This window comes from Allobosea sp. NPDC055594 (assembly GCF_053618995.1).
This window is the reverse complement of sequence record NZ_JBSHIO010000009.1, coordinates 1-26,813: the sequence shown is the minus strand read 5'-3', so window position 1 is coordinate 26,813 and position 26,813 is coordinate 1. Positions and strand designations below refer to the sequence as shown.

Sequence of the window (26,813 nt, the reverse complement as noted above, 5' to 3'; positions counted from 1 at the left end):
CTCAATGCAGAATATCATCTTGCATTGAGAAAAACAACGACGTGATAGGCCTAATCGTCAGGCCGGGCTGTAGCCGAGTTCCTGCGAGAGTTCGGCCGCGATCTCGCGGACCCGCTGCGTGACCTGCTCCATGCGCTGCAGGTTCATCCGCCAGATCGGGCCGGACAAGCCGATCGCGCCGGCGACCTGGCCGGTGTGATCATAGACGGGCGCGGCGACGCAACGGACCTCCTCGTCGAACTCGGCGTCGTCGAAGGCGACCTTGGCCGAGCGGACCCGTTCGATCTCGGTGCGCAGCATGGCCTTGTCGGTGATCGATTTCGAGGTCGAGGGTGTGAGCTCGATACGGCCGAGGAAGGCCTCGAACTGGGCGTCCGGCAGCGCGGCGAACAGGATCTTTCCGAGAGCCGTGCAATGCGGCGGCCTGAAGGCGCCGACGCGCTCGACGAGCTGGAACGCGCCGGAGCCGGCGACGCGCGCCGCGAGCACGACCTTGTCGCCGGAACGCAGCCCGAAATGCGAGCTTTCTCCGGTTTCCTGCGCCAGTCTCTCGATGAAGGGTGTCGCCGTCGCGACGAGATCGACTTCGCGGGAGGAGCTCGCGGCGAGACCGAAGATCATCCTTCCGAGATGGTAGCGCTTGGTCGCGCGATCCTGTCTGACGGCGCCGAGATCGGTCATCGTTCTGACGATATGAAAGGTCGTGCTGGTGTGGAGGCCTACGCTTTTCGAGAGATCGGCGAGGCTGATCCCGTCCGGATTCTGGGCGATCTGGGTGAGGATGGAGAATGCACGCTCGATCGACTGGACGCCGCTGCGTTCGCGTGTCTGATCCGTGCCGTTCTTGTCCGTATCCTCAGCCTGGGCGAGCTGGGCCATATTGAGACTCCGCATTTAGCCTTGCCGCGCCCTGAGCGGGCGCGGCGTCGTTGCGCGCTAGCAAGTATCGGTAGCGGGCAGTCTATCTACTATCCTCATGGTGGAAATCCCATATCGCTGAAGCTGATTTCGCAGGACAGCGCCTCCGCCTGCAAAACCCGTTTGCGGCTTTGGTCACGCCGCCTCTCCGTCCTGGAGCAGCGAGACGGCGCGGGCGTCGAACTCGGCGTCGAAGCCCAGGATCTCGCGGCTGCGGCTGAGATCATAGAGCGGTGCGAAGGGGTTTTGCGCGTAGATCTCGGGCTTCGCGAGGCGCGGCAGATAGCCGAGGACGCTTTCCAGGCGCTGGAGCGTCGGCTGGGGATGCAAGGTGACGTTGCCGCAGACGAAGAAGCGGTCGAAGCCCTGATAGCGCATCTCCAGCGCTAGCCTGAAGGCGCGCGCGGCGTCGCGCGGATCGACATGGTGCCAGCAGGGGCCGCCGCCGGCGGAAGAGGGGCCGCCGGCCGGCGTGCCCTTGTAGCTCTGCGGCGAACGGGAGCGGGCGCGGATCTCGCCGTACATTTCCGGATAGGCGACGAAGACCGGGCGCAGCGCGATGATCTCGAGCTTGCCGCGCAGCGTGAAGCTGCGGCACATCTCCTCGCCGAGCAGCTTGCTGAGGGCGTAGGGATCGGTCGGGTTCAGCGGGTGCGTGAGGTCGATCGGCAGCTGCTCCGGTGGCCGCAACGCGCCCTCATGCACGGTGAAGCCGACGACGGAATCGCTGGAGCAGAAGATCACCCGCTTCACGCCGGCTTCCTCCGCTGCGGAAAGCAGATTGTACAGGCCGACCAGATTGACCTGCATCAGCGCTTCGCCGCTGCCGGACCAGATGTTCGGGATCGCGCCGACCTGGAGAATCGCGTCCTGGCCCTTGACCGCATCGGCGACGGCGGCGGCATCGGTCAGCGTGCCGGTGCGCCAGTCGATGTCGCCGGCGCCGGCATGCAGATCGAAGCCGGTGAGCCGAGCCTTGCCGGCCATGTCGCGCAGGATCGCCTGGCCGAGCTTGCCGGCGGCGCCGGTCACAAGCACTCGTTCGTAGTTCATCTTGTCCTCCCTGTCGGCGCTCGCGCCCGGTCGTTCTGCTTGATCCATTGCGCGAAGGCGGCAACGCCGTCCTCGAGCGGCAGGCGCGGTACAAAGCCGGTATCGTCGGCGAGGCGACGGCCGGCCAGTGGCCCGCGCATGCGATTGAAGGTGGTCCAGGGCGCAGTGCCCGGGCCGATCTCGATCGTGGCGCCGGGAACGGCGGCCCTGACGGCCTCGGCGACCTCGAAAGTGTCCCAGTTCCGGCCATGGCCGAGATGGTAGACGTCGTGGTTCAGGCGCTCGGTGCGGTAGGCGGCCAGCAAGCCCTCGGCGACGTCGTCGACATGGGTGAAGCTCGCCCGGAAATCCCCTCCTGCCGGTTCGCGGATCGCGATGCCGCGCAGGGCCTCGCTCAGAAAGGCGACGACGGGGCCGCGCGGCAGGTCGCGCTCGGCGGGCACCAGCGGCGGCCCGTAGACGAAGGAGATGCGGACCGTGGCGGCGGAGAGCCCGTATTGCTTGCGATACATCCCGACGAAGAGCTCGCCCGCCGCCTTGGTGGAGCCATAGAGCGTCGCCGGCGAAAGCGGGGTGTCTTCGGTCAGGGACTGTACCAGGTCCATCTCCTTCTGGAAGACGGAGCCGGAGCTGACATAGATGAAACGGCGCCAGTTCTGGATGCGCGCCAGTTCGAGAAGGGCGGCGGTCGCGGTGGCGTTGGTCTGCACCGTTTCCCACGGAATCGCGGCGGCGACACGGTCGTTCGGCACGGCGGCGGTATGGATCGCGCCGTCGATACCGTATTCGGCCGCGAGCGCAGCCAGTGAGAAATGATCGTCGAGTGCTGCACGCACCCAGCGCACCCGGGGGCCGGCGCGGTCCTTCTGCGCCTGCGACACCGGCGAGCGGTGCTGCGCGACGACGTCGATCCCGGCACGGCCGGTGAGCGTCGCCAGCGTCAGCCCGACATGCCCCGTCGCGCCGGTGATCAACAGCGCCATGATCTACTCGTCCCGGATCGGCGAGGTGATGACCAGGAAGACGAGGTTTTCGAGACCGGTATTGTAGAAGGCGTGCTCGATCCCCGGAGGAATGAAGACGACGTCGTGGCTGCGTACGACGCGCTTCTCGTCGCCGTACTCGAACAGGCCCTCGCCGGAGAGGACGTGATAGATCTGCTCCTGCACCGCATGTTTGTGGCGGGCGACATAGGCCATCGGTTCATAGGACGAGATGCGGTGGTCGATCTGCCTGGCGCCCAGCCCTTCCTCATCGACGAGCGGCTTCGACAGCGCGCCGCCGAAGTGATTGGGGAATTGCTTCCACGGCACTTCCGCGATGTTCCGGATCACGGCTTTACGGCTGCTCAACTCATCCTCCTTGGGTTGTCGTGCATATTTCTCAATGTGAGATATTTTTTGTCAATGCGGAATATGCCATACTCTCTCCGTGAGGCGGCCCGAGACAGGAGCCGCGGATGGAGGAAGAGAATTGGCACCACGTCGCTGGAAGATCCTGCTGCTGCAGGGCGCGAACATGAATTATCTCGGCAAGCGGGAGCCAGCGCTCTACGGCACGACCACCGCTGCCGATCTCGACCGCATGATGCTGGATTACGCCGAGGAGCGCGGCGTCGATCTCGAGATTTTCTATACGAATATCGAGGGCGAGGCGCTCAACCGTATCTATGCCGCCGCTGACGAGGGCTTCGACGGTCTGCTGATGAACCCGGCCGGGCTGCAATATGCCGGCTTCGCATTGCGTGACTGCCTCGCTGCGGTGAAGCCGACGCTGCCCTATATCGAGGTCCACATCACCCATAAGACGATCGTGGGCGGCTTCCATTCCCTGACCGCCGAGCATTGCCAGGGCTTCGTGCTCGGCTTCGGGACCGATTCCTACTATCTCGGCTTCGACGGGCTGCTGCGCCTGCTCAACCGGCGGGCTCGCGTCGCCTAGAAGCTCAAAGGGCCGCGGCATCGCGACCTGCCAGATAGCCGAAGGTCAGGGCCGGCCCCAGCGTGATGCCGGGGCCGGGATAGAAGCCGGCCATGACCGAGTTCATGTCGTTGCCGCAGGCATAGAGGCCGGGCACGGGCGTGCCCGAGCCATCCAGCACGCGGCCCCTCGCATCGGTACGCAGGCCGGCTGCGGTGCCGAGATCGGCCGGCTGGACCGCGATCGCGTAGAAGGGCGCGCGTCGGATCGGGGCGATGCAGGGATTGGGGCGGTGCGCGCCGTCGCCGAGATGGCGTTGATAGGCGTCGCCGCCGCGCCCGAAGGCCGGATCGAGTCCTTGCTCGGCGCCGGCATTATAGCCCGCAACGGTCTCTTCCAGGGTGCCGATATCGAGGCCGAGGCGCCGCGCCAGTTCGCCGATCGTGGCGGCCTGGATGAGATAGCCGCTGCGGCGCTCGCTGCGCGTCGACAGGCGGAAGGGGCGCAGGCGCCCGAGCCCGTACTTCCAGAGGAAATCGGCATCGCAGATCAGATAGGCCGGCGTCCTCGTCGGCGCGTCCTCCAGCATCGCCATGACGAAGTGATGATAGGAGCGGGCTTCGTTGACGAAACGCCGTCCGGTCGCGTCGACCGCGATCAGCCCCGGCTTGCCGCGGTCGGTTACGGTATGGGGGAAGACCCCCGGCGTGCCGTCTGCGCGGGAGAAGGTCGAGCCAGGCACCCAGAAGGCCCGGTTCTCGTGCCCCGCCTCGATGCGCGCGCCGAATGGTTCGGCGAGGCGCGCGCCTGTCGGCCCGGGCGATGCGACGTTCGCCGTCACCTTCTGGGCCGCGCCGGGCAAATGAAGGCGCCGCAATTCGGCATCGTGCGAGAAGCCGCCGCTCGCCAGGATGACCGCCTTGCCCGCGACGGTCCTTGTCTTGGCGCTGCCTCCGGCGATCTCGACGCCGGCGACGCCGCCATTGCCGGGCAGCAGGGCGGAGACGATCGCGCCGGTCTCGATCGTGACGCCGAGGTCCAGCGCCGATTTGAGTAGGCGCCCGGCCAGTGCATTGCCGAGAAAGAGCGTGGTGCCGCGGGGATGCCTCAGGCGCTGGAACGCGTAGCGCGCGACCAGGCTCGCGACGCGGGCGGCCGAGCGCGGGCTGCGCAGGACGTTCTGGAAATGCGGCAGGTCGGCACGCCCGACCATCATGCCGCCCATCAGCATGAATTCCGGCAGCGGCGGCCGCAGCCGGGGGAACCAGGCTCCGAGTTCGGCCCCGTCGAAGGGCAGGGCGGCGAAGCAGCGCCCGCGCAATGTGCCGCCGGGCAGGTCCGGATCATAGTCGGGATAGCTCGGAACCGCGGCGAGCTTGGTGCTGGTGCGGGCATCGAGCCAGCGCCGCGCTACATCGGCATGATCGAGGAAGGCGTCGCGGGCCGGGCTCGGCGGGCAGGGGGCGGCGGCGTCGAGGTAGCGGCTTGCCGCTGCGCGGTCGTCGCCATGTTCGGCGGAGCCCGGCAGCCAGGCCATGCCGCCGGAGACGGCCGTGGTGCCGCCGATGAGGTCGGATCCCTCCAGCAGCAGGACGCGCGCGCCGCCATCGGCGGCGGCGCAGGCCGCGGTCAGCCCGGCGGCGCCGGAGCCGATGACGATGACGTCATAGCCTTGCGCTGAACGCTCCGCCGCAGGTGCCATTTCAGCCGCGCCTCAGCGCATCGACATAGGCAGCAAGCCCTTCCCGCAGGGGATAGCGTGGCCGATAGCCGAAGGCGTCCGCCGCGCGGCTGCAATCGAGCGCTCCCTTGCGGACGGCCGTCTCGCCGGCGACCTCGTAGGCGCCGTCGCCGATCGACAGCTGCGCGCCCGGAATGAGCTCGCGGATGATCTCGACCATCTCGGCGAGGCTGTGCGCTTCGCCGCTGGTGATGTGGTAGACGTCATGCTGGTGGCCGGGATGGTCGAGCGCCCCGAGAAGCCCGGCGACGAGGTCGTCGATATAGACCTGATCGACCCGGTAGCCGGCTCCGTTCGGAATATGGAAGGCGCGACCGGCCAGTCCCGCTTCGATCGGCGTTTTGGGGACGCGAGGCCGCGGCAGGCCGGGGCCATAGACCCAGCAGGTGCGGATATGGATCGCCTCCAGCCCGTTGGCCCGGGCAAAGTCGCGCGCGAGCTGCTCGACGGCGAATTTTGAGATGCCGTAGGGTTGGGTCGGGAAGCAGGCATGGGTTTCGTCGATGACCTCCCGTGTGAAGGGGCCGTAAACCTCCTCGGAAGACAGATTGATCAGCCGCTTCACCTCGAGAAGCCGCATTGCCGAGAGCACGTTGAGCGAGCCCTCGACATTGACGCGCATGGTATAGAGCGGGCTTGCCAGCGAGTTCACGATGCCGACGACCGCGGCGCAGTGAATCACCGCATCGGGGCGGGCCTGCTTCATCGCCTCGGCGAGCTGCGGCCATTCGGTCAGCTCGCCCGGCACGAAGGAGACATTGGCGGCGCGGGCCCGCAATGCCTTCAAGGCCGGACTCTCGCCGATGTCGAAGGCCGTCACCTCGTCCCCTCGCGCCGCGAGGGCAGAGGCGACGGCACATCCGATGAAGCCGCCGCCGCCGGTCAGAAAAATACGCGCCATGTCCAGTCCCGTTCGCTCAGGCGTCGATGCCCTGCAGGATGCGCTTGCCGAACACCGGCTCCTTGTAGGGAATGGGCGGCAGCTCCCACGCGCCGGTGGCCGGCGGGCGGATATCGGCATCGACATGCACGTCGAGCAGATAGGGCTTATTGGCCTTCACCGCATGCTCGAGTGCGGCCGCGAAATCCTCCGAACGGGTGACCGTGACGGCCTCGACGCCAGCGGCGCGCGCCCAGGCCGCGAAGTCGGGATTGTAGGGCTCGCCATTGGGACCGGCATAGAAGGCGGTGCCGATCTCGCGTCCGTCGAACAGCCCGTACTGGATGTCGCGGATCGCGCCCCAGGCGAAGTTGTTCCAGACCACCCAGACCACCGGGATGTTGTACTCGACCGCGGTGCAGAGCACATGCGGGACCATGGCGAAGCCGCCATCGCCGGCAATCGAGATCACCGGCCGATCCGGTGCGGCGAGCTTGGCGCCGAGCGCGCTCGACGGGCCGAAGCCCATTCCCGAAAAGCCCCAGCTGTTGAGCATGGTCTGCGGCTTGCGCGCCTTCCAGAACTGCATGAACCAATTGTGGTGGATGCCGGCGTCGAAGGTCAGGATCGCGTCGTCGTCGAGCACGGCGCGGCAATCGGCGACGATCCGTTCCGGGCGGATCGGCTTGGCATGGATCGAGAAGTTCGGCGAGATGAAAGTCTGCCATTCCTTCTGCCATTCCGCGATCATGGCGAGCCATTCGGCGCGGTGGGCGGTGATATCGGGCCGGCGCCGTTCCAGCTCCGCCAGGATCTGACGCAGGAAACTGCGCGCATCGGCCAGGATCGGCAGGTCGGGCGCGTAGTTGCGGCCGAGCTCGGCATGGTCGACATCGACATGGATCAGCTTGGTCGCCGGGAAATTCCAGGAATAGCCCGGCATCCAGGAGGAGGAGGAGCGATCGTCGAAGCGGGCGCCGATCGCCAGGACGAGATCGGCGAGCCGGCCGGCCTGGTTGGCCGGGTAGGCGCCGTTGCGGCCGATGAAGCCCAGCGAAAGCGGATCCTCCATGTCGAAGCAGCCCATGCCGTTGGGCGAGCTGATGACCGGGATCGAGAGGAGATGGGCGAGCGCGGTCAGCTCTTCCGAGGCTTCGGAAATGGTGACGCCATGGCCGATGAAGAGCGCCGGCCGGGCCGAGGCCAGGAGCATGTCGACCGTCTCGGAGACCTGTTCGGGCGAGGCGGCGCTGCGGCGCTCGTTGACGATGGCGCGCGCCCCGCTTTCGAGCCGGACATCGTCCTCCTCCTGGAAGAGGTTGAAGGGAACGTCGAGATTGACCGGGCCGGGACGCCCTGAGAGCATGGTTGACATCGACTGGCGCAGGGCCAGCGGCAGCATGTCGACCCGCGTCGGCTGGAAGCTGCGCTTCACGATCGGCCGCATGACATTGGCGAAGTCCGCCTGGTTGTGGCGGTTGATCTCCTGGAACGGCCCGCGGTTGAACTGCGAGGTCGGCACATTGGCGGTGATCGCCAGGAAGGCCGAGGAATCGGTCATCGCCAGCGCCGTGCCCATGACCATGTTGGCCGAGCCCGGTCCGCAGGAGGTCAGGGTCGCGACGGCCTCATGCTTGATGCGGAAATAGCCGTCCGCCATGTGCGCCGCGACCTGCTCATGCCGCGGCGAGATCAGCTTGATGTCGTCGCGCGCCGAGTAGAGCGCGTCGAGCATGCCGACATTGCCGTGTCCGCAGATGCCGAAGACGTAGGGGACCTTCTCCTTGACGAGGAACTCGGTGATCAGCTCGGCGCCCTTGGCCATGGTCTCGATCCTTATGCTTGTCCGCCCGATGGCGGGATTAATTTGCGATATTATAGCAATGCATCTCACATTGCGAAATTTCTTTTCTGAGCGCACTGCACCGCCCTCGGAAGAGGGCGGTGCAGTGGATCGTGGTGGTCAGGCTGCCTGGCGCTCGCGGCGGCCGAAGATCTTCGTCCAAAGCCTGGCGAAGCCGCGCTTGAATGCCTCGCTCTGCAGGCAGAGCGAGATGATGATCAGCGCGAGCAGGATCAGCGCGACGGGCCGCATCAGGAATGGCTCGAAGCTGCCATTGGAGCCGAGCAGCGCGCGGCGCAGGCTGACATCCGCCATCTGGCCGAGCAGCACGCCGATCACCAGCGGGGCGACGGGATAGCCCATCTCCTCAAGGAAATAGACGATCACGCCGAAGCCCAGCATCAGGTAGATGTTGAACATGTTGAGCCCGAGCGCCCAGGAGCCGAGTACGGCGAGGAAGGCGACGCAGGGCATCAGAATGGCGACCGGCAGGCGCAGTACCTGCAGCGAGATCTTTGCCATCGACAGGCCGATGACGAAGATGCCGATCGCGGCCCAGAACAGCATCGCGCCCATCTGCGCGATGAAGTTCGGGAATTCGAAGGTCAGCATCGGCCCCGGCCGGATGCCGTGCAGGTTGAGCGCGCCGAGCAGCATGGCCGCGGGCGGCGAGCCGGGCACGCCAAGGGTGAGCACGGGGATGATCGCGCCGCCGATGCAGGCATTGTTCGCCACTTCCGGCGCGATCACGCCGTTGACATTGCCATGGCCGAAGGTCTCGGGCTCCTTGTCCGCCTTCTTGGCCGCGTCATAGGCGGCCCAGGCGGCGATATCCTCGCCGACGCCCGGGATCACGCCGATGCCGACGCCGAGCGAGGCCGAGCGGGCAATGCCGAACTTGGCGCGCCAGAGCGTGCCCCAGCGTGGCCAGAGCTTGTTGACGCCGCTGACGCTGCCGCGGTGGCTGTCGAGATCGCGCAGGACACGGATGATCTGCGGAATGGCGAAGCCGCCGAGGATCACCGGGACCAAGTCGATCCCGCCCGCCAGTTCGGGAATGCCGAAGGTGAAGCGGGCATAGCCCTGGATCGTCTCCATGCCGACCGAGGCGATCAGCAGTCCCAGCAGACCGGCGACCCAGCCCTTGGCCGGCATGTCTTCGGAGGTCAGCGAACCGCAGATCAGCACGCCGAACAGCGCGAGCAGGAAGAACTCGGCCGAGGTGAACTGCAGGGCGAGTTTGACCAGGATCGGCGAGAGCGCGATCAGCGCGAACAGGCCGATCACCGTGCCGATGACCGATGCCGTGGTTGCCAGTGAAATCGCTTCGCCAGCGCGGCCCTGCAGGGCGAGCTTGTGACCATCGAGCGCTGTCGCGGCGCCGGCGGCGCTTCCGGGGATGCCGAGCAGGATCGAGGCATGGCTCGGGCCGTAGATCGCGCCGACATAGGCGCCGATCAACGCGACCATGGCGAGCTCGACCGGCAGGGTGAAGGTGACGGTGCTCAAGAGCGCGACCGCTAGCGTCGCGGTGAGCCCGGGAAGTGCGCCGAAGACGATGCCGAGCGTCACCGAACCGGCCATCACGGCCATGTTCAGCGGGGTGACGAGGGCGTAGATCTCGTAGAGAAAGGAACCGAGCATTATCGCCTCCTCAGCCGGCCGGTTGGGGCATCGGGACGTAGAGGAATGTGGTGAAAAGCGTCGACAGGAGCAGGGGAACGCCGATTGCGATCGCGGCTGTGATCAGCGCTGTACGCAGCAGCCCGCCCTCGGCATCGCGCCACCAGAACAGCGCGATCGCGACGAACAGGAAGATGCCGCTTGCCGCCAGGAACGGCACCCGGCCAATGCCGAGGAAGATGTAGGCCGCCATCAATCCCACGGCGAGCGCGGCTCTGTGCAGCCGGTGATTGCCGCCGATGCCGCGCAGCCAGGCGATTGTCGCGGGGACAAGCTCTTCGGTGCCGCCCTCCTTGATCGCGATAATGAGCACGCGCAGGCTGAAGGCGATCAGCAGGGCGCCGACCACGGCGGGGAACAGGCCTGGCGAGAGATACCATTGAGCCGAGCCGCCGGTCAGCGTGCTCTGCCAGGGCATGCCGGACGCGGCATAGATGACGCTCGCACCGAGCAGGATCATGCCGGTCGACATGGCGACATCGGCGCGACGGAGGGATTTTCGAGGCAGCATGGCGGGTTCCTGACGGGGCGGCGGGCGGGACGCCGGAGCGCCCCGCCTCGACGGCTTAGGGCTTGGCGATGCCGAGCTTGTCCGGCGAGGTCTTCGCCACACCCAGCTCGAACAGCTTCCAGCTCATCGCGTTTTCCATGGCCTGGAGGCTCTTCTCAGCCTCGTCTCCATACTCGCCGGAGAGGACGAACATGCGCTCCGAAGCGAGGGACTTGACCTTCGGGTCTTCCATCGCCTTGACGAAGGCCGCGTCGATCTTGGCGATGATCGGCTTGGGCGTGTCCTTGGGGATGGCCATGCCGAGCCACTGGCGGGCCGGAATCTTCTGGATGTCGGGATATTTGACGCCGGCGGCCGGGATCGTCCCGACCTTCGGGAACTCGAACGGCTTCATCTCGATCATCGCCAGCGGGCGCAGCTTGCCGGCGCGGATAAATTCGGTCTGCTCAGCGACGCCCGAGACGACGGCATCCGCCTCGCCGGTCAGGGCGGCGACATGGGCCGGGCTGGAGCCGTCATAGGGAATGTAGTTGAACTCGGTTTTCGAGGCCTGGCCGAGCGCGAGTGCCCGCATGTGCCAGACGCAGCCGATGGGGCAGTGGCCGACCTTGACGGATTTCGGCGATTTCTGCGCGGCGGCAATCAGATCGTCGAGGGTCTTGTAGGGGGATTCCGCCCGCACGGAGATCACGCCCGGCGCACCCGCGACCATGTACCAGCGCCAGTCGGCGGTTCCAGTCTTGTGGAACTCCATCACCTTGACGATCTGCATGGCTTCCGAGGCGCCGAGCCAGGTGTAGCCGTCACGGGGCTGGTTCCAGACATGGGTCATGGCTACGCCGCCGCCGCCGCCGGTCCGGTTGGAAACGTTGATCTTGCCGCCAAGCGCCTTCTCCATCGCCTGGGCGAGGAAGCGGTTGGTGGCGTCGGTGCCGCCGCCGGCTGCGGCCCAGACCGACAGATCGATCGGCTTCGTCGGGTAGTTCTGGGCGCTGGCGCCATTCGACACCGCCAACAGGCCGAGCGCCGCTACCGAACCACGCAGAAAATGCCACGTCCTCATCATATCCTCCCATGCGCTTCGCGGTTTGTCGGGGCTGAGCGCCCCTTTTTGTAAGCCGGCATGCATCTGCCACCGGGCCGCCTTCATTCGCCCATCCGAAATGGCCGCATCGTGTTGCGAGGGATCCCCCGCGGTTGCGGCCGCCTTTTCATCTCAGCAGGCAACGCCGCGACCGTAATTTTCTCAGGTTGGGATTGTCAACTCTCATCGTGAAAATTGATTTGGTCTGTTTTTTGCGGTGCCGGGCGTGGGTTTTATCGCCTGAATATGCGTGTAATATATTGATATATATAAGAATATATAATATTTTTAGAGGTTCTTATGTGGTCCCACGGCGCGTTGTCGCCGCATTGATGGTGTCATGTTTTTATATTATCGGATGATATCCGACATAGAAACAAGGAGGCGGCGATGCCGGTCGCGAGCAGTGGGAATGTCTGGTTGATCACGGGGTGCTCGACCGGAATCGGGCGCGCATTGGCGCGTGCCCTGCTGGCACGGGGTGAAGCGGTTGTCGCGACGGCGCGTGACCGGGCGACCCTGGCGGATCTCGATCCGGCCAACAGTGGGCGTCTGCTCGCGCTCGACCTCGATGTGACGCGGCCGGAGACGATCGAGCGGGCGCGGGACGCGGCACTCGGCTGGCGCGGCGGGGTCGATGTCCTCGTCAACAATGCCGGTTACGGGCTGGTCGGGGCTACCGAGGAGATCTCGGACGAGCAGGCGCTGGCGGCGTTCGAGACCAATGTCTTCGGCGTGCATCGCATGGTGCGCGCCTTCCTGCCCGCAATGCGCGAGCGCGGGCGCGGCCATATCGTCAACGTCTCGTCGATGCTCGGCCATGTCGGCGCGGCTGGCTTCAGCTTCTATGCCGCAGTCAAGTTCGCCGTGGAGGGATTTTCGGAATCGCTGGCTCCGGAGCTCGCGCCGTTCGGCATCGGGGTGACGCTGGTCGCGCCCGGTCCGTTTCGCACCGCTTTCCGCAGCAAGGGGTTGCAGATGGCGGCGCCGCAGCCGCCCTATGATCAAAGCCTGGCGGAGTTCAGGCGCAATCTCCTGGCCTCCGACGGCAAGCAGCCGGGCGATCCGGAGCGTGCGGCGGAACTGATCGTCGATGCCGTCACCGCCCCGGAGCCGCCGCTGCGGCTCGTGCTCGGCGAGGTCGCCATGGCCCAGGTCGAGACCAAGCTGGCGAAGGTGGCTGCCGATATCGCGCGCTGGCGCGAGCGTTCGGCGGCAACCGCCTTCGTGCAACTGGCCGCGGAGTAAGGCCCGGATCATCAGCTCTCGATGCCGAACATCATGCGCAGGCGCGTGGCGCCGGCCAGTTCGATGTGGCGCCGCGCCAGCGCCTCGGCCTCGTCCGGGGCGCGCCGCTCCAGGGCCCGCAAAATGGCGAGGTGCTCGTCATACGCTTCGCGGGCCCGGTTCGGCGCGGCGAAGGTGGTCCCGGGCAGCAGCGCCAGCGCGTCGGACATCTGGGCGAGCGCCTGGGCGAGATAGCGGTTATGGGCGGCTTCGTGGATGGCGCTGTGGAAGCGCGCATTCATGCGCATCATCTCCCCGGGCGCCTCCAGCGCCGCGACGCTGCGTTCCAGGATCTCGTGCATCAGCGCGATCTCGGCCGGGGAGGCGTGACGGGTGGCGAGCCCCGCGGCGGCGCCTTCCAGCACGGCGCGCAGGGCATAGAGCTCGCGCACCTGCTGCTTGTCGTATTCGGTGACCACGAGACCGCGGCCGGGAGAATTCTGGGCGAGCCCCTCCGAGCCGATCCGGCGCAGTGCTTCGCGCACCGGGGTACGGCTGACGCCGAGCTGCTCGGCAAGTTCGACCTCGCGCAGCCGTTGGCCGCCTCGCAGCTCGCCGGAGCGGATCATCGCCATGAGCCTCGTATAGGCAAATTCGGACCGGGACAGGTTTTCCGACCCGGTATCATCGTTCCTGATCGGCATCCGCTTCCTTCCGTCGCCGCCATTACGGCGCACACGCCTCCACGCATGGCGGCTGGCGCCAAGGCGCCTGCCACTGATAGCGCAGATCATAATTGCATTCCAATGTATACATAGATATGCAGATGGACGCGGCCCGCGGGAAACGGCCGTCAATGGCGTTCTCTCCAGGCCGTGACAAAGGCAATGACAGCAGCGAGCCAGCACGAAGAATATGACGTGATCGTCGTCGGCGGCGGCAATGCGGCGCTGTGCGCGGCCATTTCGGCGCGGCGCGAGGGCGCGCGAGTCCTGGTGCTCGAAGCGGCGGACGCCTTCTGGCGCGGCGGCAATACGCGCCATACCAGGAATATGCGCTGCGCCCATGACGCGGCCACTGCCAGCCTTTCCGGCCCCTATAGCGAGGAGGAATTCTTCGACGATCTCCTGCGGGTGACCAAGGGCAAGACCGACGAGCCGCTCGCCCGTTTCATGATCCGCGAATCGAAATCGATGCTGGGCTGGATCGAGGAGCAGGGGGTGCGCTGGCAGCCCTCGCTTGGCGGTACGCTCTCGCTCGGGCGCACCAATTCCTTCTTCCTGGGCGGCGGCCGGGCCATGTTGAATGCGCTGTATCGGACCGCCGAGGATCTTGGCGTCGAGATCCGCTACGAGGCCGAGGTCACCGATATCGAGATCGACGATTGCCGGTTCCGCTCGGTCACGGTCGCGGGCGAGCGATTGCCGGCGCGGGCGCTGGTCGCGGCGGCCGGCGGCTTCGAATCCAACATTGACTGGCTGAAGCGCTATTGGGGCGAGGCGGCCGAGAATTTTCTGATCCGAGGCACCCGCAACAACAAGGGCACGATCCTGCGCCTCCTGCTCGACAAGGGCGTGCAGGAGGTCGGCGATCCCACCCAGTGCCATGCCGTCGCCATCGACGCGCGCGCGCCGAAATATGACGGCGGCATCATCACCCGGCTCGATTGCGTCGTCTTCGGCATCGTCGTGAACCGGCGGGCCGAGCGCTTCTATGACGAGGGCGAGGATATCTGGCCGAAGCGCTACGCGATCTGGGGCAGGCTCGTCGCGGCCCAGCCCGACCAGATCGCCTACATCATCTTCGACGCTTCCTCGCTCGAGCTCTTCATGCCGTCGCTCTATCCGCCGATCAGCGCGCCGAGCATTCGCGAGCTCGCCGAAAGGCTCGAACTCGATCCGGATGCGCTCGTGCACACCGTGACGAGCTTCAATGCGGCAGTGCAGCCCGGAACCTTCGACGACCGCATCCTCGACGACTGCCGGACCGAGGGACTGGCGCCGCCGAAGACGCATTGGGCGAGGCGGATCGAGAAGGCGCCGTTCTACGCCTATCCGGTCCGGCCGGGCATCACCTTCACCTATCTCGGCGTTCGGGTGAACCAGGAGGCGCGCATGACGATGGCCGATGGCCGCGGCGCGCCCAACATGTTCGCCGCCGGCGAGATCATGGCCGGAAATGTCCTCGGCGAAGGCTATGCCGCTGGCATCGGCATGACCATTGGCGCCGTCTTCGGCCGCATTGCCGGGCGTGAAGCAGCCAGGAGCGCATTATCATGACGGATTTCGCCTTCCTGCGCGACATGGTCGGCGCGGGCCCGGCCGGCACCGCCGGCTCCACCCAGCACCATGCCACCGCGGCGCTGGCCGAGGCCGACCGGCTGATGACCGTCTGCAATTCCTGCCGCTATTGCGAAGGGCTGTGCGCGGTCTTCCCGGCGATGGAGATGCGGCGCTCCTTCTTGGATGGCGACCTGAACTACCTCGCCAATCTCTGCCATAATTGCGGCGCCTGCTATCATGACTGCCAGTTCTCGCCGCCGCATGAATATGCGGTGCATGTTCCGGCGACCCTGGCGCAGGTCCGGACCGAGTCTTACGCTCAATATGCTTGGCCGCGGGCGTTCGCCGGGCTGTTCGCGCGCAACGGCCTCGTCATCGCGATCGCGTTGGCGCTAGCTGTCACGATCTTCATCGCTTGCTTCGTCGCCTGGACCGATCCTTCCGTGCTTTTCGGTGTCCATGTCGGGCCGGGCGCCTTCTACCGGCTGATGCCGCACAACACCATGGTCGCGATCTTCGGCCTCGCCATGCTCTACGCTGTCTTCGCGATCGGCATGGGGGTGCGCGCCTTCTGGCGCGATATCGGCGAGCCTGAGGCGACGCTGCGCGATCCCGGTTCGCTCTGGCAGGCGTTGAAGGACGCAGGCAGCCTGCGCCATCTCGATGGCGGGGGCGCGGGCTGCATGAACGAAAACGAGCGGCCGAGCGACCGGCGCCGGCTCCATCACCATCTGACCTTCTATGGCTTCATGCTCTGCTTCGCCGCGACCTCGACGGCGACGCTCTACCATTATCTGCTGGGCATGCAGGCGCCCTATCCCTGGTACGACCTGCCGGTGCTGCTCGGCACGGCCGGCGGCATCGGGATGGTGATCGGCCCGATCGGGCTGCTGCGCGAGAAATGGCGCCGCGATCCCGGCCTGCGCCAGGGCACGCCGGTCGGCATGGACGTCGCCTTCCTGCTGATGCTGCTGCTGACCAGCCTGACCGGGCTCGCGCTGCTCGTGCTGCGCGCCACGCCTGCCATGGGGCTGCTGCTCGCCCTGCATCTCGGCGTCGTCTTCGCGCTCTTCGTCACCATGCCCTATGGCAAATTCGTGCACGGCATCTACCGCTTCCTCGCGCTGGTGCGGGCCGCCAAGGAAAGGCATCGCGAATTGGCCCCGGGCGACAGGTAGGGCTCGGCGGGGCTGGCCGCAGGTTGCCGCTTGCCTGCGAGAATGGCCTGCTGCCGGTTTCGTGGACACCGCGATTAGGTGTTTCATGAAACGGGAGCTGGGGTATGCGGCGACGGCTTGGGCGTGAGTTCAAGATCGAGGCGGTCGGCCTGATCAAGAATCGTGGCTACGGCTCCTCATGGGGGAAGAGTATCGTTGAAATCAGGCTCATCGCGTTTTGCGATCCTGATTTCCTTTAGAATCGATAATCTGCATGAGATTTGGCGGACAGGGCGGCCGCCTCCGCCATCTCCTGACATCTCAGCCTGGATCAGATCTTTAATATTTGCTGCGTTTCCCAGCGGATTTGTCTCGACATGTCTCACGACAGCGCGCTACATCTCATAATCATTTGTGGGTCATTTTGTGTGTCATCGCAATGTCCAGGCGCATTGGAATCCTAACATCGATTGGAATCAGGAATCTCAAGGAGCCCGGAGTCTATGGGGATGGCGGTGGGCTCTACTTGCAGATCGGCCCGACCGGGGCGAAGTCCTGGCTGTTTCGCTTTATGCGACAGGGAAAGGCCCGGGCAATGGGCTTGGGCGCCCTGCATACTATCAGCTTGGCCGAGGCGCGACAGGCGGCTCTTGCGTGTCGGAAGGAACTTCTGGCCGGCAAGGATCCGATCGAAGAGCGGAAAGCGGCACGGAATCCTGGGGCATCGTCCCAGCCGACATTTGCGGCCTGCAGCCGATCTTACATTGCAGCTCACGAGCACAGCTGGAAGAACCCAAAACATCGCGCGCAATGGACCAATACGCTCCAAACCTATGCGGAGCCGGTATTCGGAGACAAGCCGGTCGACTTGGTCGATGTCGGTCTCGTCATGCAGGTGCTGGAGCCACTCTGGCCGACCAAGACTGAAACGGCCAGCCGGCTTCGCGGACGCGTTGAAGCGATCCTCGATTGGGCAACCGTGCGCGGCTATCGCAGCGGCGAAAACCCCGCCCGTTGGCGCGGCCATCTGGAAGCGCTGCTGCCGGTGCGAACGAAAGTGCGCAAGGTCAGGCATCACCCGGCCTTGCCCTACGCTGAGTTGCCGTCATTCGTGAAGCGTCTACTGGCGTCGGATGCGACTGCGGCACGCGCGCTTCTCTTCATAATTCTCACCGCCGCCCGCACCGGCGAAGTGATTGGCGCTAGTTGGGGTGAGATCGATGCGTCCAAATCAACCTGGACAATACCTGCAGATCGCATGAAAGCCTCACGGGAGCACAGAGTCCCGCTTGGCCCGCAGGCTCTGGCACTTCTTGGCGAGCCGAAAGCGGGCCATATTCCGCTATTCAATTCCGGAAAATCTGATCGGGCGATGTCGAACATCGCGATGCTCGCGCTTCTCAAGCGCTGGAAGCGGACCGACATCACGCCGCATGGCTTCCGCTCGACGTTTCGCGACTGGGTCGCCGAGCAAACTGAGTTCCCTCAAGAGATGGCGGAAATGGCGCTGGCGCACACGATCTCGAACAAAGTCGAGGCTGCCTACCGCCGCGGCGACATGTTTGAACGCCGACGCGACATGATGGGTGCTTGGCAGGCCTACTGCTTCTCAGACCAGGAGGCACGAGATGGTGTTACAGGGATATGAATCACTCGCCCGCCTTGTTTCTTTGCTCAGCCCGGCGGGTTATCAGAATCTTCTATCTCGTATCAGCGACGGAAAGCCGCGCCTATACCTCAGTACTTATGGAAAATTTGGATTTCGATTTCGAGTAGACCCTCATTTTATCGCAGGAAAATACGCAAAATCGCGTAATAATCAGAGAACTCAGTTCACTTTAAAACTATCAGATATAGCTAGTAGTGACATTTCAGGTTTAAGATCGATTGAATTTAATCGACAATACACGCGAGAAGATATTCATTCTACATTTCCTAGTCTTGTAGATTTTTTCAGAATCCGCTATCCTAATCCACAATCTATTGTAATCGAAAAAGATCATATCTATGATCTTCTTTTGAATTATTCGGAATTCAATTCTCACTCATTCCCAGTCCAGGTAAAGAAGAAAGAGGCTCAATTTTTGCGCGCAACCATGCCCCTGCCCGCAAATCGTGCAAAAGCTGGCCGGCGGGCACGTGTTTTCGACGATAGATTCTACGATTTATTCTTAATTGCTATGCAGCCTAGCGCGTCTTCATTCGGCATCGAATCCATTGCGCGGAATATATCTGATTGGATAGAAGAAGATGATTTACGTAATGATCCAATAAAAGATCTAAAAAAAGGAGAAATCATAGAAAGAGTAAGAAGAATTTATCAAGAATGCGAACTGAAGAACGCCAAAATGCATCGGCGTAAATAATTTCCGGATCGAACATTGTGGCGTAACGTTCGCTCGGAGGGCATCTTGGGCGTATGTCCGCCGCAACCACAACGCCCTTGCCTCCCTCTTGCCAATTGGGCCCAACCCGGTTGGCTTATTCCATTTGTGAAGCTGCGAAGGCGTGTGGGCTTAGCCGCGCAACTATCTATCGGCTGATCCAGGCAGGCGAGATCGTGCCCCGCAAATGCGGGCATCGCACGTTGGTCCTGGCCGCCGATCTACAGCGCTTCTTGGACAAGTTGCCCGTCGGCCCGCGGGGGCTCTGACATGTCTCCGCGCAAACGAAATCTCCCCGATCAGGACGCACCGATGCCGCCTTCCCCGCGCGAGCGTCCGGAATTCCGATTGCGCTCGAGATCGGAGTGCCGCGAGCAGAACGAGGCCAACATGCAGCGTTGGCGTCGCTACGGAACGGCATACGAGCCCCACGTGGCTGCGGTGGCCGGGTGTAAGGCCGATAAAAAATGCCAGAGATGCTACTGTGCTGAGTGTACCGGCCGTTTCCGGGAGACCGTCTTACCTCAAGCCGTTGCGCTCCTTTCCAACTACCCTGATGAGGAGCGCAGGTTCGTCACTCTTTACCTCGCCCGTTTCCCGACAGGAGAGTTGGGCCATTGCGATCTCAAACGCGAGAGTCAGCGACTGAGAATGATGCTGGCGCGATCGGATATTGGATCCGCCATTGTCTTTGGCGGGATCGAGATCGCCTATCTCGCTGCCGATCGAGCATACGTCCTGCATGCTCATCTGGGTGTGGGCGGTGCTTCAGCGGCGCCGCGAAAGAAGCTTCGCAAAAAGCTGAGAAAAGCCAAAGTGCCCCGTGCCATGGACGACCGGAGACTGGGCAATCCGTTACATCAGCTTTCCTATTCCATCAAGTTCCCGCTCTACCATCGACCCGGGCAGTCCGGAGCCAACAAGGCTCGATCTTATCCGCTTCCCAGATCCGTCTTATTGGAGGTTCTGCAATGGTACGACAAACAAAAGCCTGAAGGTCTTCTGTTCCTCTACGGACTTCGCTGGGCCGGGGGTTCTTTGAAGCCTACTCCGAGAAAGCCCGTTGCGGCGGATATCAGCTGAGGCCGGCCGCCCGGTAGGGCACTGAGCAGTCCCCCCCTCGACGTCCACAACTGCCCACTCTCATAGCGACTGTCGTCGCCCTCAGGGCGAGCGCTCCGTCTCGACTAAAAAGTCTCCCCGCCAATCAGCCGAAATCCAGATGCGACAGGAAGACCGCAAAAGCTCGGAAACAACGCACTCAACGATCGACACAGGAAACACAATGCCAAAAGCAGGAGACTCAAATGTCCCACAAAAGCTCAATGCCGCCCCCAAGAACACAAGAAACACAAAATTATCAATGAGCAACATGCCTCAGAAGTACGGAACATCGACGCACCCGCGCGCCGAAAGTAGTGTTACATCAATCTTATTAAGAGGCCGTCGTCCATCGTCTTCAAAAATCGCTCCTGAAAAACAAAATCTCGATCACAAAAAGCTATCTCATTCTCCCTCCAACTCTAACAATTCCGATACTAAAGCCTTTCAGCCATATGCCTCTGGGCTCGACAATTCGGGCCGGCGCTATCTTGCCGTCTCCACAGGGGCCAAAGAACCTCTGGTGTTTGCGCTCGAGGATATTGCGACCCGCGGGATTCAGTCATTGAATCGCCTCGGGGCCGGTATGCTGACCCGCGCAAGCCAGAACAGCTTCATTGCGGGCTGTGAGGAGGTTTCGAAACAAAAGCCGACCTTTAAGGTGATCTCAGCTGCCGGGCTTGATGCTGGCGCCGAGCATTTTGTTTTTGGATCCGATATCGTAAAGAGGAAAGGCGCTGCCGCGGCATATGTCTCCTTAGACTCGCGCGTGCCCAGCCGGTTGACGCAGCAGTTCAAGGTCTTCGGCACGCTCGAGGGATGGCAGCAAATTGCCGAACGCGCTCGCGGCAATCAGATTTTTCTTTTCCTTTTGAGCCTTGGTTTTGTCGGTCCGGTCAACGCGCTTATGGGACACGTAAACTCGTCGTACATGCTCTATGGCCGCGCTGGCTCTGGAAAGACGGCTCTCAGCAGCATTGTGAGTTCGGCTTATGGCTGGAGCGATGCAACCAGCGGCGCCACGCGGCTCGGATTCGGCCTCTCCCTAAATCGTACTGTAAACGCTTTGGAGCACGCCCTTGCAAGCCGGAGGCACACATTTGCCTTCTTGGATGAAACCGCGCTGCAAGGCGGAAAGGATCTGCGGAACACGGCCGCCAGTATCAAAGCTATGATATACAAGTTCGAGGATGGCATCTCGAAACAGCGCCTCACTGAAGTTGATGGCCCTCTCAATTTCCAGGTTCCAGTTCTACTGACATCGAACCACTCAGTCCGGGAGCTTTCTGCCCATCTGCCGCAACCGTTCGAGCGGCAAGACTATGATCGCATGATCGATATCGGCGTTCCGGATCGTCCAAGCGGAGTCTTTGACACGCTCCATGGCTTTGAAAACTTGGGCGCGCTGATCTGCCATCTCTCCAATATCGCCGCGGAAAATCACGGTGTTGCCGGCCGCCGTTTCGTGAAATGGCTGCTCGACCGTCGTGCTGCGAATCATGAGGAACTTGCCCAAAAAGTCGAGACGTATGAGACGCAGTTCATCACCAATTTGCAGAAGGATAAGCGGCTGCGGGGGACCGAGGGGTTTGACCGCGTTATCCGCTCTTTCGCACGGGTCTTCACCGCCGGAACGTTGGCGCGGCACGCGGGCGTGCTGCCCCTAACACACTCCGAAATCGGTACCGCTGTGCTCTCCTGCTGTGTGAACTATCTTCAGCGCCAAGCGGAACCCTCCGCGGCGCTGCAACGACCGCATTCCCCGCTCCTGGCGCTAAAGCAGTTTATAGGCGAAGAAGCCAGCAAGCTGCCGATGCTAACGCCTGATCTGTCGCTCGCGGAGGTAACCAAGATCGGCGCATTCTCAGGGGCATCGGGCGAAGTTCTCCTAACGCTCACCAAGTTCGACGCTTTGGTCGGGGGTAGCAGGGAGGGCAAGCGCCTGCGGCGCGATCTTGAACGGGCTGGAGCGATCGGCTGCACGAGAAGCGGCAAGGGGGCGACCCGCAAATCCGTCCGCCACCTTGTTGGGGCACACAAGCAACCGATGGACCTGATTCAGGTTAAATGCGACCGGTTGAAAGCCCTGGCGGATTGACATTTCCGATCGGGGTTATGATGCCGTCATCTGACCGGAGCTGCCGTCGCTGCAGCCCCGCGCCATGAGACGACGTTGGCATATTCGCCGATAAGCGGACGTTCGCCTTGGGTTGCTGACAGCTTCTTCAGGTAGGCAGCCATTCGCTTGCATTAAGGCATTGCATCCGTTAACTTGGATATATGGATAATTCTAAAGTCATCTCCGCTATGGCCGCCCTAGCGCAGCCGACCCGGCTCGACACGTTCAAGCTGCTGGTCAACCGTGAACCGGAAGGCGTCCCCGCCGGCGAGCTCGCACGGCTGATCGAGGTGCCCCAGAACACGATGTCGGCCCATCTCGCGGTCTTGGCTAGAGCAGGCCTCATCACGGGCGAGCGCCGGAGCCGCTCGATCATCTACCGCGCCGACCTGGACGGCTTCCGAGCTGTCATTGCCTTCCTGCTGAAGGATTGCTGCGGCGGTCGCGCCGCCCTCTGCCAGCCCCTCATCGACGAACTCGTTCCCTACTGCCCACCGATGGTCACAACCGATGCCTGATCGCATCTACAACGTGCTATTCCTCTGCACCCACAATTCCGCTCGGTCGATCATGGCCGAGGCGTTGCTCAACCATCTAGGCCAAGGTCGTTTCCGCGCCTTCTCCGCCGGCAGCGAGGGCGGCGGGGGGCCGAAGCCGATGGCGATCAAGGTCCTCGAAGCCGAAGGCATCTCCACCGATGGCCTGTTGTCGAAGACCTGGGACGTCTTCGCGAAGCCAGACGCCCCGGTCATGGATCTCGTCATCACGGTCTGCGACCAGGCCGCCGGCGAGGCGTGCCCGCATTGGCCCGGGCAGCCAATCACGGCGCACTGGGGCATCGAGGACCCGTCCCATGTGCAGGGCAATGACATCGAGCGCGAACGCGCCTTCGTGACCGCGCTCCGCTACCTGAGGAACCGGATCGGCGTGCTCCTCTCCCTTCCGATGGCGAGCCTAGACCAGATGGCGCTTACGCATCGGGTCCGCGGCATCGGCGAGCTGGAAGGGACGACCGGTCGTGGTCCAGAGGTCGCGTGATGGACGTCGTCGTCTACCACAATCCCGCCTGCGGGACGTCCCGCAACGCGCTGGCCATGATCCGTAGGGCGGGGATCGACCCGATGGTCGTTCCCTATCTCGACGAGCCGCCGACCAAGGAGCGGCTCCGCGAGTTGTCCCACCAGTCGGGCCTGACGGTGCGCGAGATGATCCGCGAGAAGGGCACCCCGTTCGCGGAGCTGGGGCTCGACCGCCCGTCCGTCGACGACGAAGCCCTGCTCGACGCGATGGTGGCGAACCCGATCCTGATCAACCGCCCGATGGTCTTGACGCCGACGCGGGCCAAGCTCTGCCGGCCCAGCGAGACCGTGCTCGACCTGCTGGAGGACTGGCCGCGCGAGGACTTCGTCAAGGACGACGGCAAGCCCTTCCTGGAGAGCGTCCGCATCCCCGGCAGCTCGGACGACTTGCGCGACGCGCTCGCCGCCGCGAGCCTGCCGACCGGCGACCTTGAGGAGCCCGGCAAGACGTTCTTCCGGTTCCAGCTGCTGGGCGGCCTTGTCGTCGGCTACGGCGGCTACGAGGTCCAAGGCCGCGACGCCCTGCTGCGGTCCGTCTGCCGGACGGAGCGGTCGGCGAAGGGCGTCGGCCCGAACCTGGTGCAGCTGCTGATGTCGCGGGCCTTCGACGACGGGGCGCGCCACGCTTTCGTCCTGACCGAGGGCGCGGCCAAGTTCTTCCGCGGCATCGGCTTCGTCGATACCGACCGCGCGACTGCCCCGGAGGCGATCCGCTCGACGCGCCAGGCGCTGGAGCTCTGCCCGGCCTCGGCGTCCCTCCTGTCCCGCAGGATCGCCCTCTGAGATGTCCACCTTCGAACGCTACCTGACCCTTTGGGTCGCGCTGTGCATCGTCGCCGGCGTCGCAATGGGGCATCTGTTCCCGGCCGCCTTCCAACTCGTCGGCGCCATGGAGATCGCCAAGGTCAACCTGCCGATGGCGGTCCTGATCTGGCTGATGATCGTCCCGATGCTGCTCAAGATCGACTTCGCCGCGCTGCGCCATGTCGGCCGGCATTGGAGGGGTATCAGCGTCACGCTGTTCGTGAACTGGGCGATCAAACCGTTCTCCATGGCCCTGCTGGGCTGGCTCTTCATCGGCTGGCTGTTCCGGCCGAGCCTGCCCACCGACCAGATCGATTCCTACATCGCCGGACTGATCATCCTGGCTGCGGCGCCCTGCACGGCGATGGTCTTCGTCTGGTCGAACCTCATCAGGGGCGAGCCTCACTTCACGCTCAGCCAGGTCGCCCTGAACGACGCCATCATGGTAGTCGCCTTCGCGCCGATCGTCGGCCTTCTGCTCGGCCTGTCCGCCATCACGGTGCCCTGGGGCACGCTGACGCTGTCGGTCGCCCTCTACATCGTGGTGCCCGTGATCGCGTCGCAGCTCATTCGCAGGTCGCTCCTGGCCTCGGGAGGCGAGCCGGCCCTGAAGCGCCTACTCGACCGGCTGTCGCCGGTCTCACTCGTGGCGCTGCTTGCCACGCTCGTGATGCTCTTCGGCTTCCAGGGCGAGCAGATCGTCGCGCAGCCCTCGATCATCGCGATCCTGGCGGTCCCGATCCTGATCCAGGTCTACTTCAATTCCGGGCTGGCCTACTGGATGAACCGCGTCGCTGGCGAGCGGCATTGCGTTGCGGGCCCCTCGGCGCTGATCGGGGCCTCGAACTTCTTCGAGCTGGCCGTCGCCGCCGCGATCAGCCTGTTCGGCTTCAACTCCGGCGCCGCTCTGGCCACGGTCGTCGGCGTACTGATCGAGGTGCCGGTCATGCTCTCGGTGGTGTGGATCGTGAACCGCTCGAAGGGCTGGTATGAACGCGGGGCGCGGGTGCCGGCGGATGTCTGACCAGCGGCTCGTCGTCGGGGCGCTGGGGATCACGCAGATCCTGGCCTGGGGTTCGTCGACCTACCTGCCGGCGGTCCTGAACGCGCCGGTCGTCGCCGACACCGGATGGCCGCTCGCATGGGTGGCCGGCGGCCTATCCGCTGGCCAACTCATGGCCGCCGCGGTCTCGCCCAAGGTCGGGCGGGCCGTCGGCGACCTCGGCGGCCGCACCGTTCTGGCGATATCTGCGCTCCTGCTCGCCATCGGGTTGGCGACCATCGGGGCTGCACCTAATCTGGTGGTCTACGTCGTCGGTTGGGCCATCATCGGCGCGGGCATGGGCGCCGGTCTCTACGACGCCGCTTTCGCTACCCTCGGGACCATCTATGGCCAGTCCGCTCGGAGCGCGATCACGACCCTGACCCTCTACGGCGGCTTCGCGAGCACGGTCTGCTGGCCGCTATCAGCCGTCCTCGTTGAAAGATATGGATGGCGCTCGGCCTGTTTCGTCTACGCCGGGATCCAGCTGTTCGTGTCCTTGCCGCTCCTGCTGGCGACCCTGCCGCGCAGGCAGGTGGCCGACATCACCACGGCCCGGTCCGGTATCGCGCCCGCAGCGGTCGGCGGGCGCCGTCGTCTCCAGCTGGTCCTGCTGACCATCGCTTTGCCCCTAAGCGCCTTCGTCTCGTCGGTGGTGGCGGTCCAACTAATCACTTTGCTCCAAGCCGCGGGTGCGACGCTGGCCGTGGCGGTCGGCTACGGCATGCTGATCGGCCCGGCCCAGGTCGGCGGCCGCATCGTTGAGATGACGGTCGGCAAGCGGTTCGACGCACTGTGGACACTGCTGTCCGGCGCCTTCCTCATCGCACTCGGCCTGATCCTGATCTGGACTGGCCTGCCGATCCTGGCACTGGCAATCGTCGTCTACGGTGCCGGCAACGGTGTCTGGTCCATTGCCCGCGGGGCCGTGCCGCTCGCCCTGTTCGGACGCGACGATTACGCCGCCGTCATGGGCAGGCTCGCACGCCCGGCCCTGCTTGCTTCCGCGGCCGCCCCTTTCGCCGCCGGCGTCATGTTCGAGCGCGGCGGCGTGAACCTCAGCCAATCCATCCTCGCGATCCTCGCCACGCTCGACGTCGCCGTCGTCGCGGCGCTGGTCGCGGTCACGCTGCGCAGAAAGCCCGACCTCGCATGACCGATCTCCCCAACGTCGATCTCGATCGCCTCGTCGCACCGGATCTCGGCCGGCTGGAGCCAACGGAGCGTGCCTCGCACCCGCCGCGCATCCTCCTGCTCTACGGATCGCTTCGAGCGCGCTCCTACAGCCGGCTGCTGACGCTGGAGGCCGAACGCGTCCTCCAGCATCTCGGCGCCGAAACGCGGGTCTTCGATCCCGCCGGTCTGCCGATGCCGGACAGCGCGCCGGTGGATCATCCCAAAGTGAAGGAACTCCGGCAACTCGCCTTGTGGTCCGAGGGCCAGGTCTGGTGCAGCCCGGAGCGTCACGGCACGATCACCGGCGTCTTCAAGAGCCAGATCGACTGGATCCCGCTAGAGCTGGGCTCTGTCCGTCCGACGCAAGGGCGAACGCTGGCCCTCATGCAGGTCTCGGGCGGGTCGCAGTCGTTCAATGCCGTCAATGCGCTGCGCGTGCTGGGACGCTGGATGCGGATGCTGACGATCCCAAACCAGTCCTTAGTCGCCAAGGCCTATCAGGAGTTCGACGAGGCAGGGCGCATGAAGCCCTCAGCGTACTACGATCGGGTCGTCGACGTGATGGAGGAACTCGTCCGCTTCACGCTGCTGACCCGTGACCGCTCGGACTATCTGACGACGCGGTATAGTGAGCGGAAGACGACGGCCAAGGCGCCCGTGACGTCGCTGTAGTCCGAACAGATGCCGCATGGGAAACACGACGGCTGCGCCAGGGGACTAAGCCGCTCTCGCGGCAGGGCGCTGCGGCACGGTCATCGCTGAGATTTCGCCTGTGAGGCGCTGCATCCGAGGATTTCGGGGTCGTTTCC

The 26,813-nt window shown here is 64.3% G+C and carries 26 protein-coding genes; 15 read left to right on the top strand and 11 right to left on the bottom strand.

What is annotated here, in order from left to right:
* Positions 1-57 precede the first annotated feature (57 nt).
* The 4 genes from ACWGRX_RS18340 to ACWGRX_RS18325 all read right to left on the bottom strand — a co-directional run bounded on the left by ACWGRX_RS18340 (position 58) and on the right by ACWGRX_RS18325 (position 3,323).
* Positions 58-879: an IclR family transcriptional regulator gene (locus ACWGRX_RS18340; protein WP_452118707.1), complete on the bottom strand. Its 822-nt coding sequence runs from the start codon at positions 877-879 to the stop codon at positions 58-60.
* Between the two features lie 174 nt (positions 880-1,053).
* Positions 1,054-1,971 carry an NAD-dependent epimerase/dehydratase family protein gene (locus ACWGRX_RS18335; RefSeq protein ID WP_291638937.1) on the bottom strand — a complete coding sequence of 306 codons (918 nt, stop codon included), beginning with the start codon at positions 1,969-1,971 and terminating at the stop codon, positions 1,054-1,056.
* A complete protein-coding gene (locus tag ACWGRX_RS18330; RefSeq protein ID WP_452118706.1) occupies positions 1,968-2,954 on the bottom strand; it encodes an NAD-dependent epimerase/dehydratase family protein in 987 nt (328 codons plus the stop codon). The genes ACWGRX_RS18335 and ACWGRX_RS18330 overlap by 4 nt, the downstream gene beginning before the upstream one ends.
* 3 nt (positions 2,955-2,957) lie before the next feature.
* Positions 2,958-3,323, bottom strand: a complete 366-nt coding sequence (locus ACWGRX_RS18325) for a cupin domain-containing protein (RefSeq protein WP_291647538.1) — start codon at positions 3,321-3,323, stop codon at positions 2,958-2,960.
* A gap of 121 nt (positions 3,324-3,444) precedes the next feature.
* On the opposite strand from ACWGRX_RS18325, the gene ACWGRX_RS18320 reads away from it, so the two are divergent.
* Positions 3,445-3,912 carry a type II 3-dehydroquinate dehydratase gene (locus tag ACWGRX_RS18320; protein ID WP_452118705.1) on the top strand — a complete coding sequence of 156 codons (468 nt, stop codon included), beginning with the start codon at positions 3,445-3,447 and terminating at the stop codon, positions 3,910-3,912.
* 4 nt (positions 3,913-3,916) lie between these two features.
* Here the strand turns inward: ACWGRX_RS18320 and ACWGRX_RS18315 are convergent, their stop codons facing one another.
* The 6 genes from ACWGRX_RS18315 to ACWGRX_RS18290 all read right to left on the bottom strand — a co-directional run bounded on the left by ACWGRX_RS18315 (position 3,917) and on the right by ACWGRX_RS18290 (position 11,612).
* Positions 3,917-5,593, bottom strand: coding sequence for an FAD-dependent oxidoreductase (locus tag ACWGRX_RS18315; protein WP_452118704.1), 1,677 nt, complete (start codon positions 5,591-5,593; stop codon positions 3,917-3,919).
* 1 nt (position 5,594) lies between these two features.
* Positions 5,595-6,533: an NAD-dependent epimerase/dehydratase family protein gene (locus tag ACWGRX_RS18310; protein ID WP_291638942.1), complete on the bottom strand. Its 939-nt coding sequence runs from the start codon at positions 6,531-6,533 to the stop codon at positions 5,595-5,597.
* 16 nt (positions 6,534-6,549) lie between these two features.
* The gene (locus ACWGRX_RS18305; RefSeq protein ID WP_452118703.1) at positions 6,550-8,337 is read right to left on the bottom strand and encodes a thiamine pyrophosphate-binding protein; all 1,788 of its coding nucleotides are present in this window, start codon (positions 8,335-8,337) and stop codon (positions 6,550-6,552) included.
* A 138-nt stretch (positions 8,338-8,475) separates the two neighbouring features.
* Positions 8,476-9,999: a tripartite tricarboxylate transporter permease gene (locus tag ACWGRX_RS18300; protein WP_291638944.1), complete on the bottom strand. Its 1,524-nt coding sequence runs from the start codon at positions 9,997-9,999 to the stop codon at positions 8,476-8,478.
* 10 nt (positions 10,000-10,009) lie between these two features.
* Positions 10,010-10,549: a tripartite tricarboxylate transporter TctB family protein gene (locus ACWGRX_RS18295; RefSeq protein ID WP_452118702.1), complete on the bottom strand. Its 540-nt coding sequence runs from the start codon at positions 10,547-10,549 to the stop codon at positions 10,010-10,012.
* Between the two features lie 55 nt (positions 10,550-10,604).
* Positions 10,605-11,612: a Bug family tripartite tricarboxylate transporter substrate binding protein gene (locus ACWGRX_RS18290; protein WP_452118701.1), complete on the bottom strand. Its 1,008-nt coding sequence runs from the start codon at positions 11,610-11,612 to the stop codon at positions 10,605-10,607.
* A gap of 411 nt (positions 11,613-12,023) precedes the next feature.
* Here ACWGRX_RS18290 and ACWGRX_RS18285 point away from each other — a divergent pair, with 411 nt between their 5' ends.
* Positions 12,024-12,881 carry an oxidoreductase gene (locus ACWGRX_RS18285; RefSeq protein ID WP_452118700.1) on the top strand — a complete coding sequence of 286 codons (858 nt, stop codon included), beginning with the start codon at positions 12,024-12,026 and terminating at the stop codon, positions 12,879-12,881.
* Between the two features lie 11 nt (positions 12,882-12,892).
* On the opposite strand, the gene ACWGRX_RS18280 is transcribed toward ACWGRX_RS18285, so the two are convergent.
* Positions 12,893-13,564 carry a GntR family transcriptional regulator gene (locus ACWGRX_RS18280; protein ID WP_452118699.1) on the bottom strand — a complete coding sequence of 224 codons (672 nt, stop codon included), beginning with the start codon at positions 13,562-13,564 and terminating at the stop codon, positions 12,893-12,895.
* A 183-nt stretch (positions 13,565-13,747) separates the two neighbouring features.
* On the opposite strand from ACWGRX_RS18280, the gene tcuA reads away from it, so the two are divergent.
* The 13 genes from tcuA (at position 13,748) to arsH (ending at position 26,676) form a co-directional block, all read left to right on the top strand.
* Positions 13,748-15,139 carry an FAD-dependent tricarballylate dehydrogenase TcuA gene (gene tcuA / locus ACWGRX_RS18275; protein WP_452118698.1) on the top strand — a complete coding sequence of 464 codons (1,392 nt, stop codon included), beginning with the start codon at positions 13,748-13,750 and terminating at the stop codon, positions 15,137-15,139.
* A 23-nt stretch (positions 15,140-15,162) separates the two neighbouring features.
* A complete protein-coding gene (gene tcuB, locus ACWGRX_RS18270; RefSeq protein WP_452118821.1) occupies positions 15,163-16,320 on the top strand; it encodes a tricarballylate utilization 4Fe-4S protein TcuB in 1,158 nt (385 codons plus the stop codon).
* 418 nt (positions 16,321-16,738) lie between these two features.
* On the top strand, positions 16,739-17,947 hold the full coding sequence (locus tag ACWGRX_RS18265; RefSeq protein ID WP_452118697.1) for a tyrosine-type recombinase/integrase: 1,209 nt from the start codon (positions 16,739-16,741) through the stop codon (positions 17,945-17,947).
* A complete protein-coding gene (locus tag ACWGRX_RS18260; protein WP_452118696.1) occupies positions 17,928-18,665 on the top strand; it encodes a hypothetical protein in 738 nt (245 codons plus the stop codon). The genes ACWGRX_RS18265 and ACWGRX_RS18260 overlap by 20 nt, the downstream gene beginning before the upstream one ends.
* Before the next feature lie 53 nt (positions 18,666-18,718).
* Positions 18,719-18,952 carry a helix-turn-helix domain-containing protein gene (locus ACWGRX_RS18255; RefSeq protein WP_452118695.1) on the top strand — a complete coding sequence of 78 codons (234 nt, stop codon included), beginning with the start codon at positions 18,719-18,721 and terminating at the stop codon, positions 18,950-18,952.
* 121 nt (positions 18,953-19,073) lie between these two features.
* Positions 19,074-19,766: a hypothetical protein gene (locus tag ACWGRX_RS18250; protein ID WP_452118694.1), complete on the top strand. Its 693-nt coding sequence runs from the start codon at positions 19,074-19,076 to the stop codon at positions 19,764-19,766.
* Between the two features lie 139 nt (positions 19,767-19,905).
* Positions 19,906-21,882 carry a DUF927 domain-containing protein gene (locus tag ACWGRX_RS18245; protein WP_452118693.1) on the top strand — a complete coding sequence of 659 codons (1,977 nt, stop codon included), beginning with the start codon at positions 19,906-19,908 and terminating at the stop codon, positions 21,880-21,882.
* Between the two features lie 182 nt (positions 21,883-22,064).
* Positions 22,065-22,421, top strand: a complete 357-nt coding sequence (locus ACWGRX_RS18240; protein ID WP_452118692.1) for an ArsR/SmtB family transcription factor — start codon at positions 22,065-22,067, stop codon at positions 22,419-22,421.
* A complete protein-coding gene (locus tag ACWGRX_RS18235; protein WP_452118691.1) occupies positions 22,414-22,941 on the top strand; it encodes an arsenate reductase ArsC in 528 nt (175 codons plus the stop codon). Before ACWGRX_RS18240 ends, ACWGRX_RS18235 begins: the two co-directional genes overlap by 8 nt.
* Positions 22,941-23,765: an arsenate reductase (glutaredoxin) gene (gene arsC / locus ACWGRX_RS18230; RefSeq protein WP_452118690.1), complete on the top strand. Its 825-nt coding sequence runs from the start codon at positions 22,941-22,943 to the stop codon at positions 23,763-23,765. The genes ACWGRX_RS18235 and arsC overlap by 1 nt, the downstream gene beginning before the upstream one ends.
* A gap of 1 nt (position 23,766) precedes the next feature.
* Complete coding sequence (arsB, locus tag ACWGRX_RS18225; RefSeq protein ID WP_452118689.1) at positions 23,767-24,810, top strand: ACR3 family arsenite efflux transporter; 1,044 nt, start codon at positions 23,767-23,769, stop codon at positions 24,808-24,810.
* Positions 24,803-25,984, top strand: coding sequence for an MFS transporter (locus ACWGRX_RS18220; protein ID WP_452118688.1), 1,182 nt, complete (start codon positions 24,803-24,805; stop codon positions 25,982-25,984). The genes arsB and ACWGRX_RS18220 overlap by 8 nt, the downstream gene beginning before the upstream one ends.
* Positions 25,981-26,676 carry an arsenical resistance protein ArsH gene (gene arsH, locus ACWGRX_RS18215; RefSeq protein ID WP_452118687.1) on the top strand — a complete coding sequence of 232 codons (696 nt, stop codon included), beginning with the start codon at positions 25,981-25,983 and terminating at the stop codon, positions 26,674-26,676. Before ACWGRX_RS18220 ends, arsH begins: the two co-directional genes overlap by 4 nt.
* The last annotated feature ends 137 nt before the right edge of the window (positions 26,677-26,813 follow it).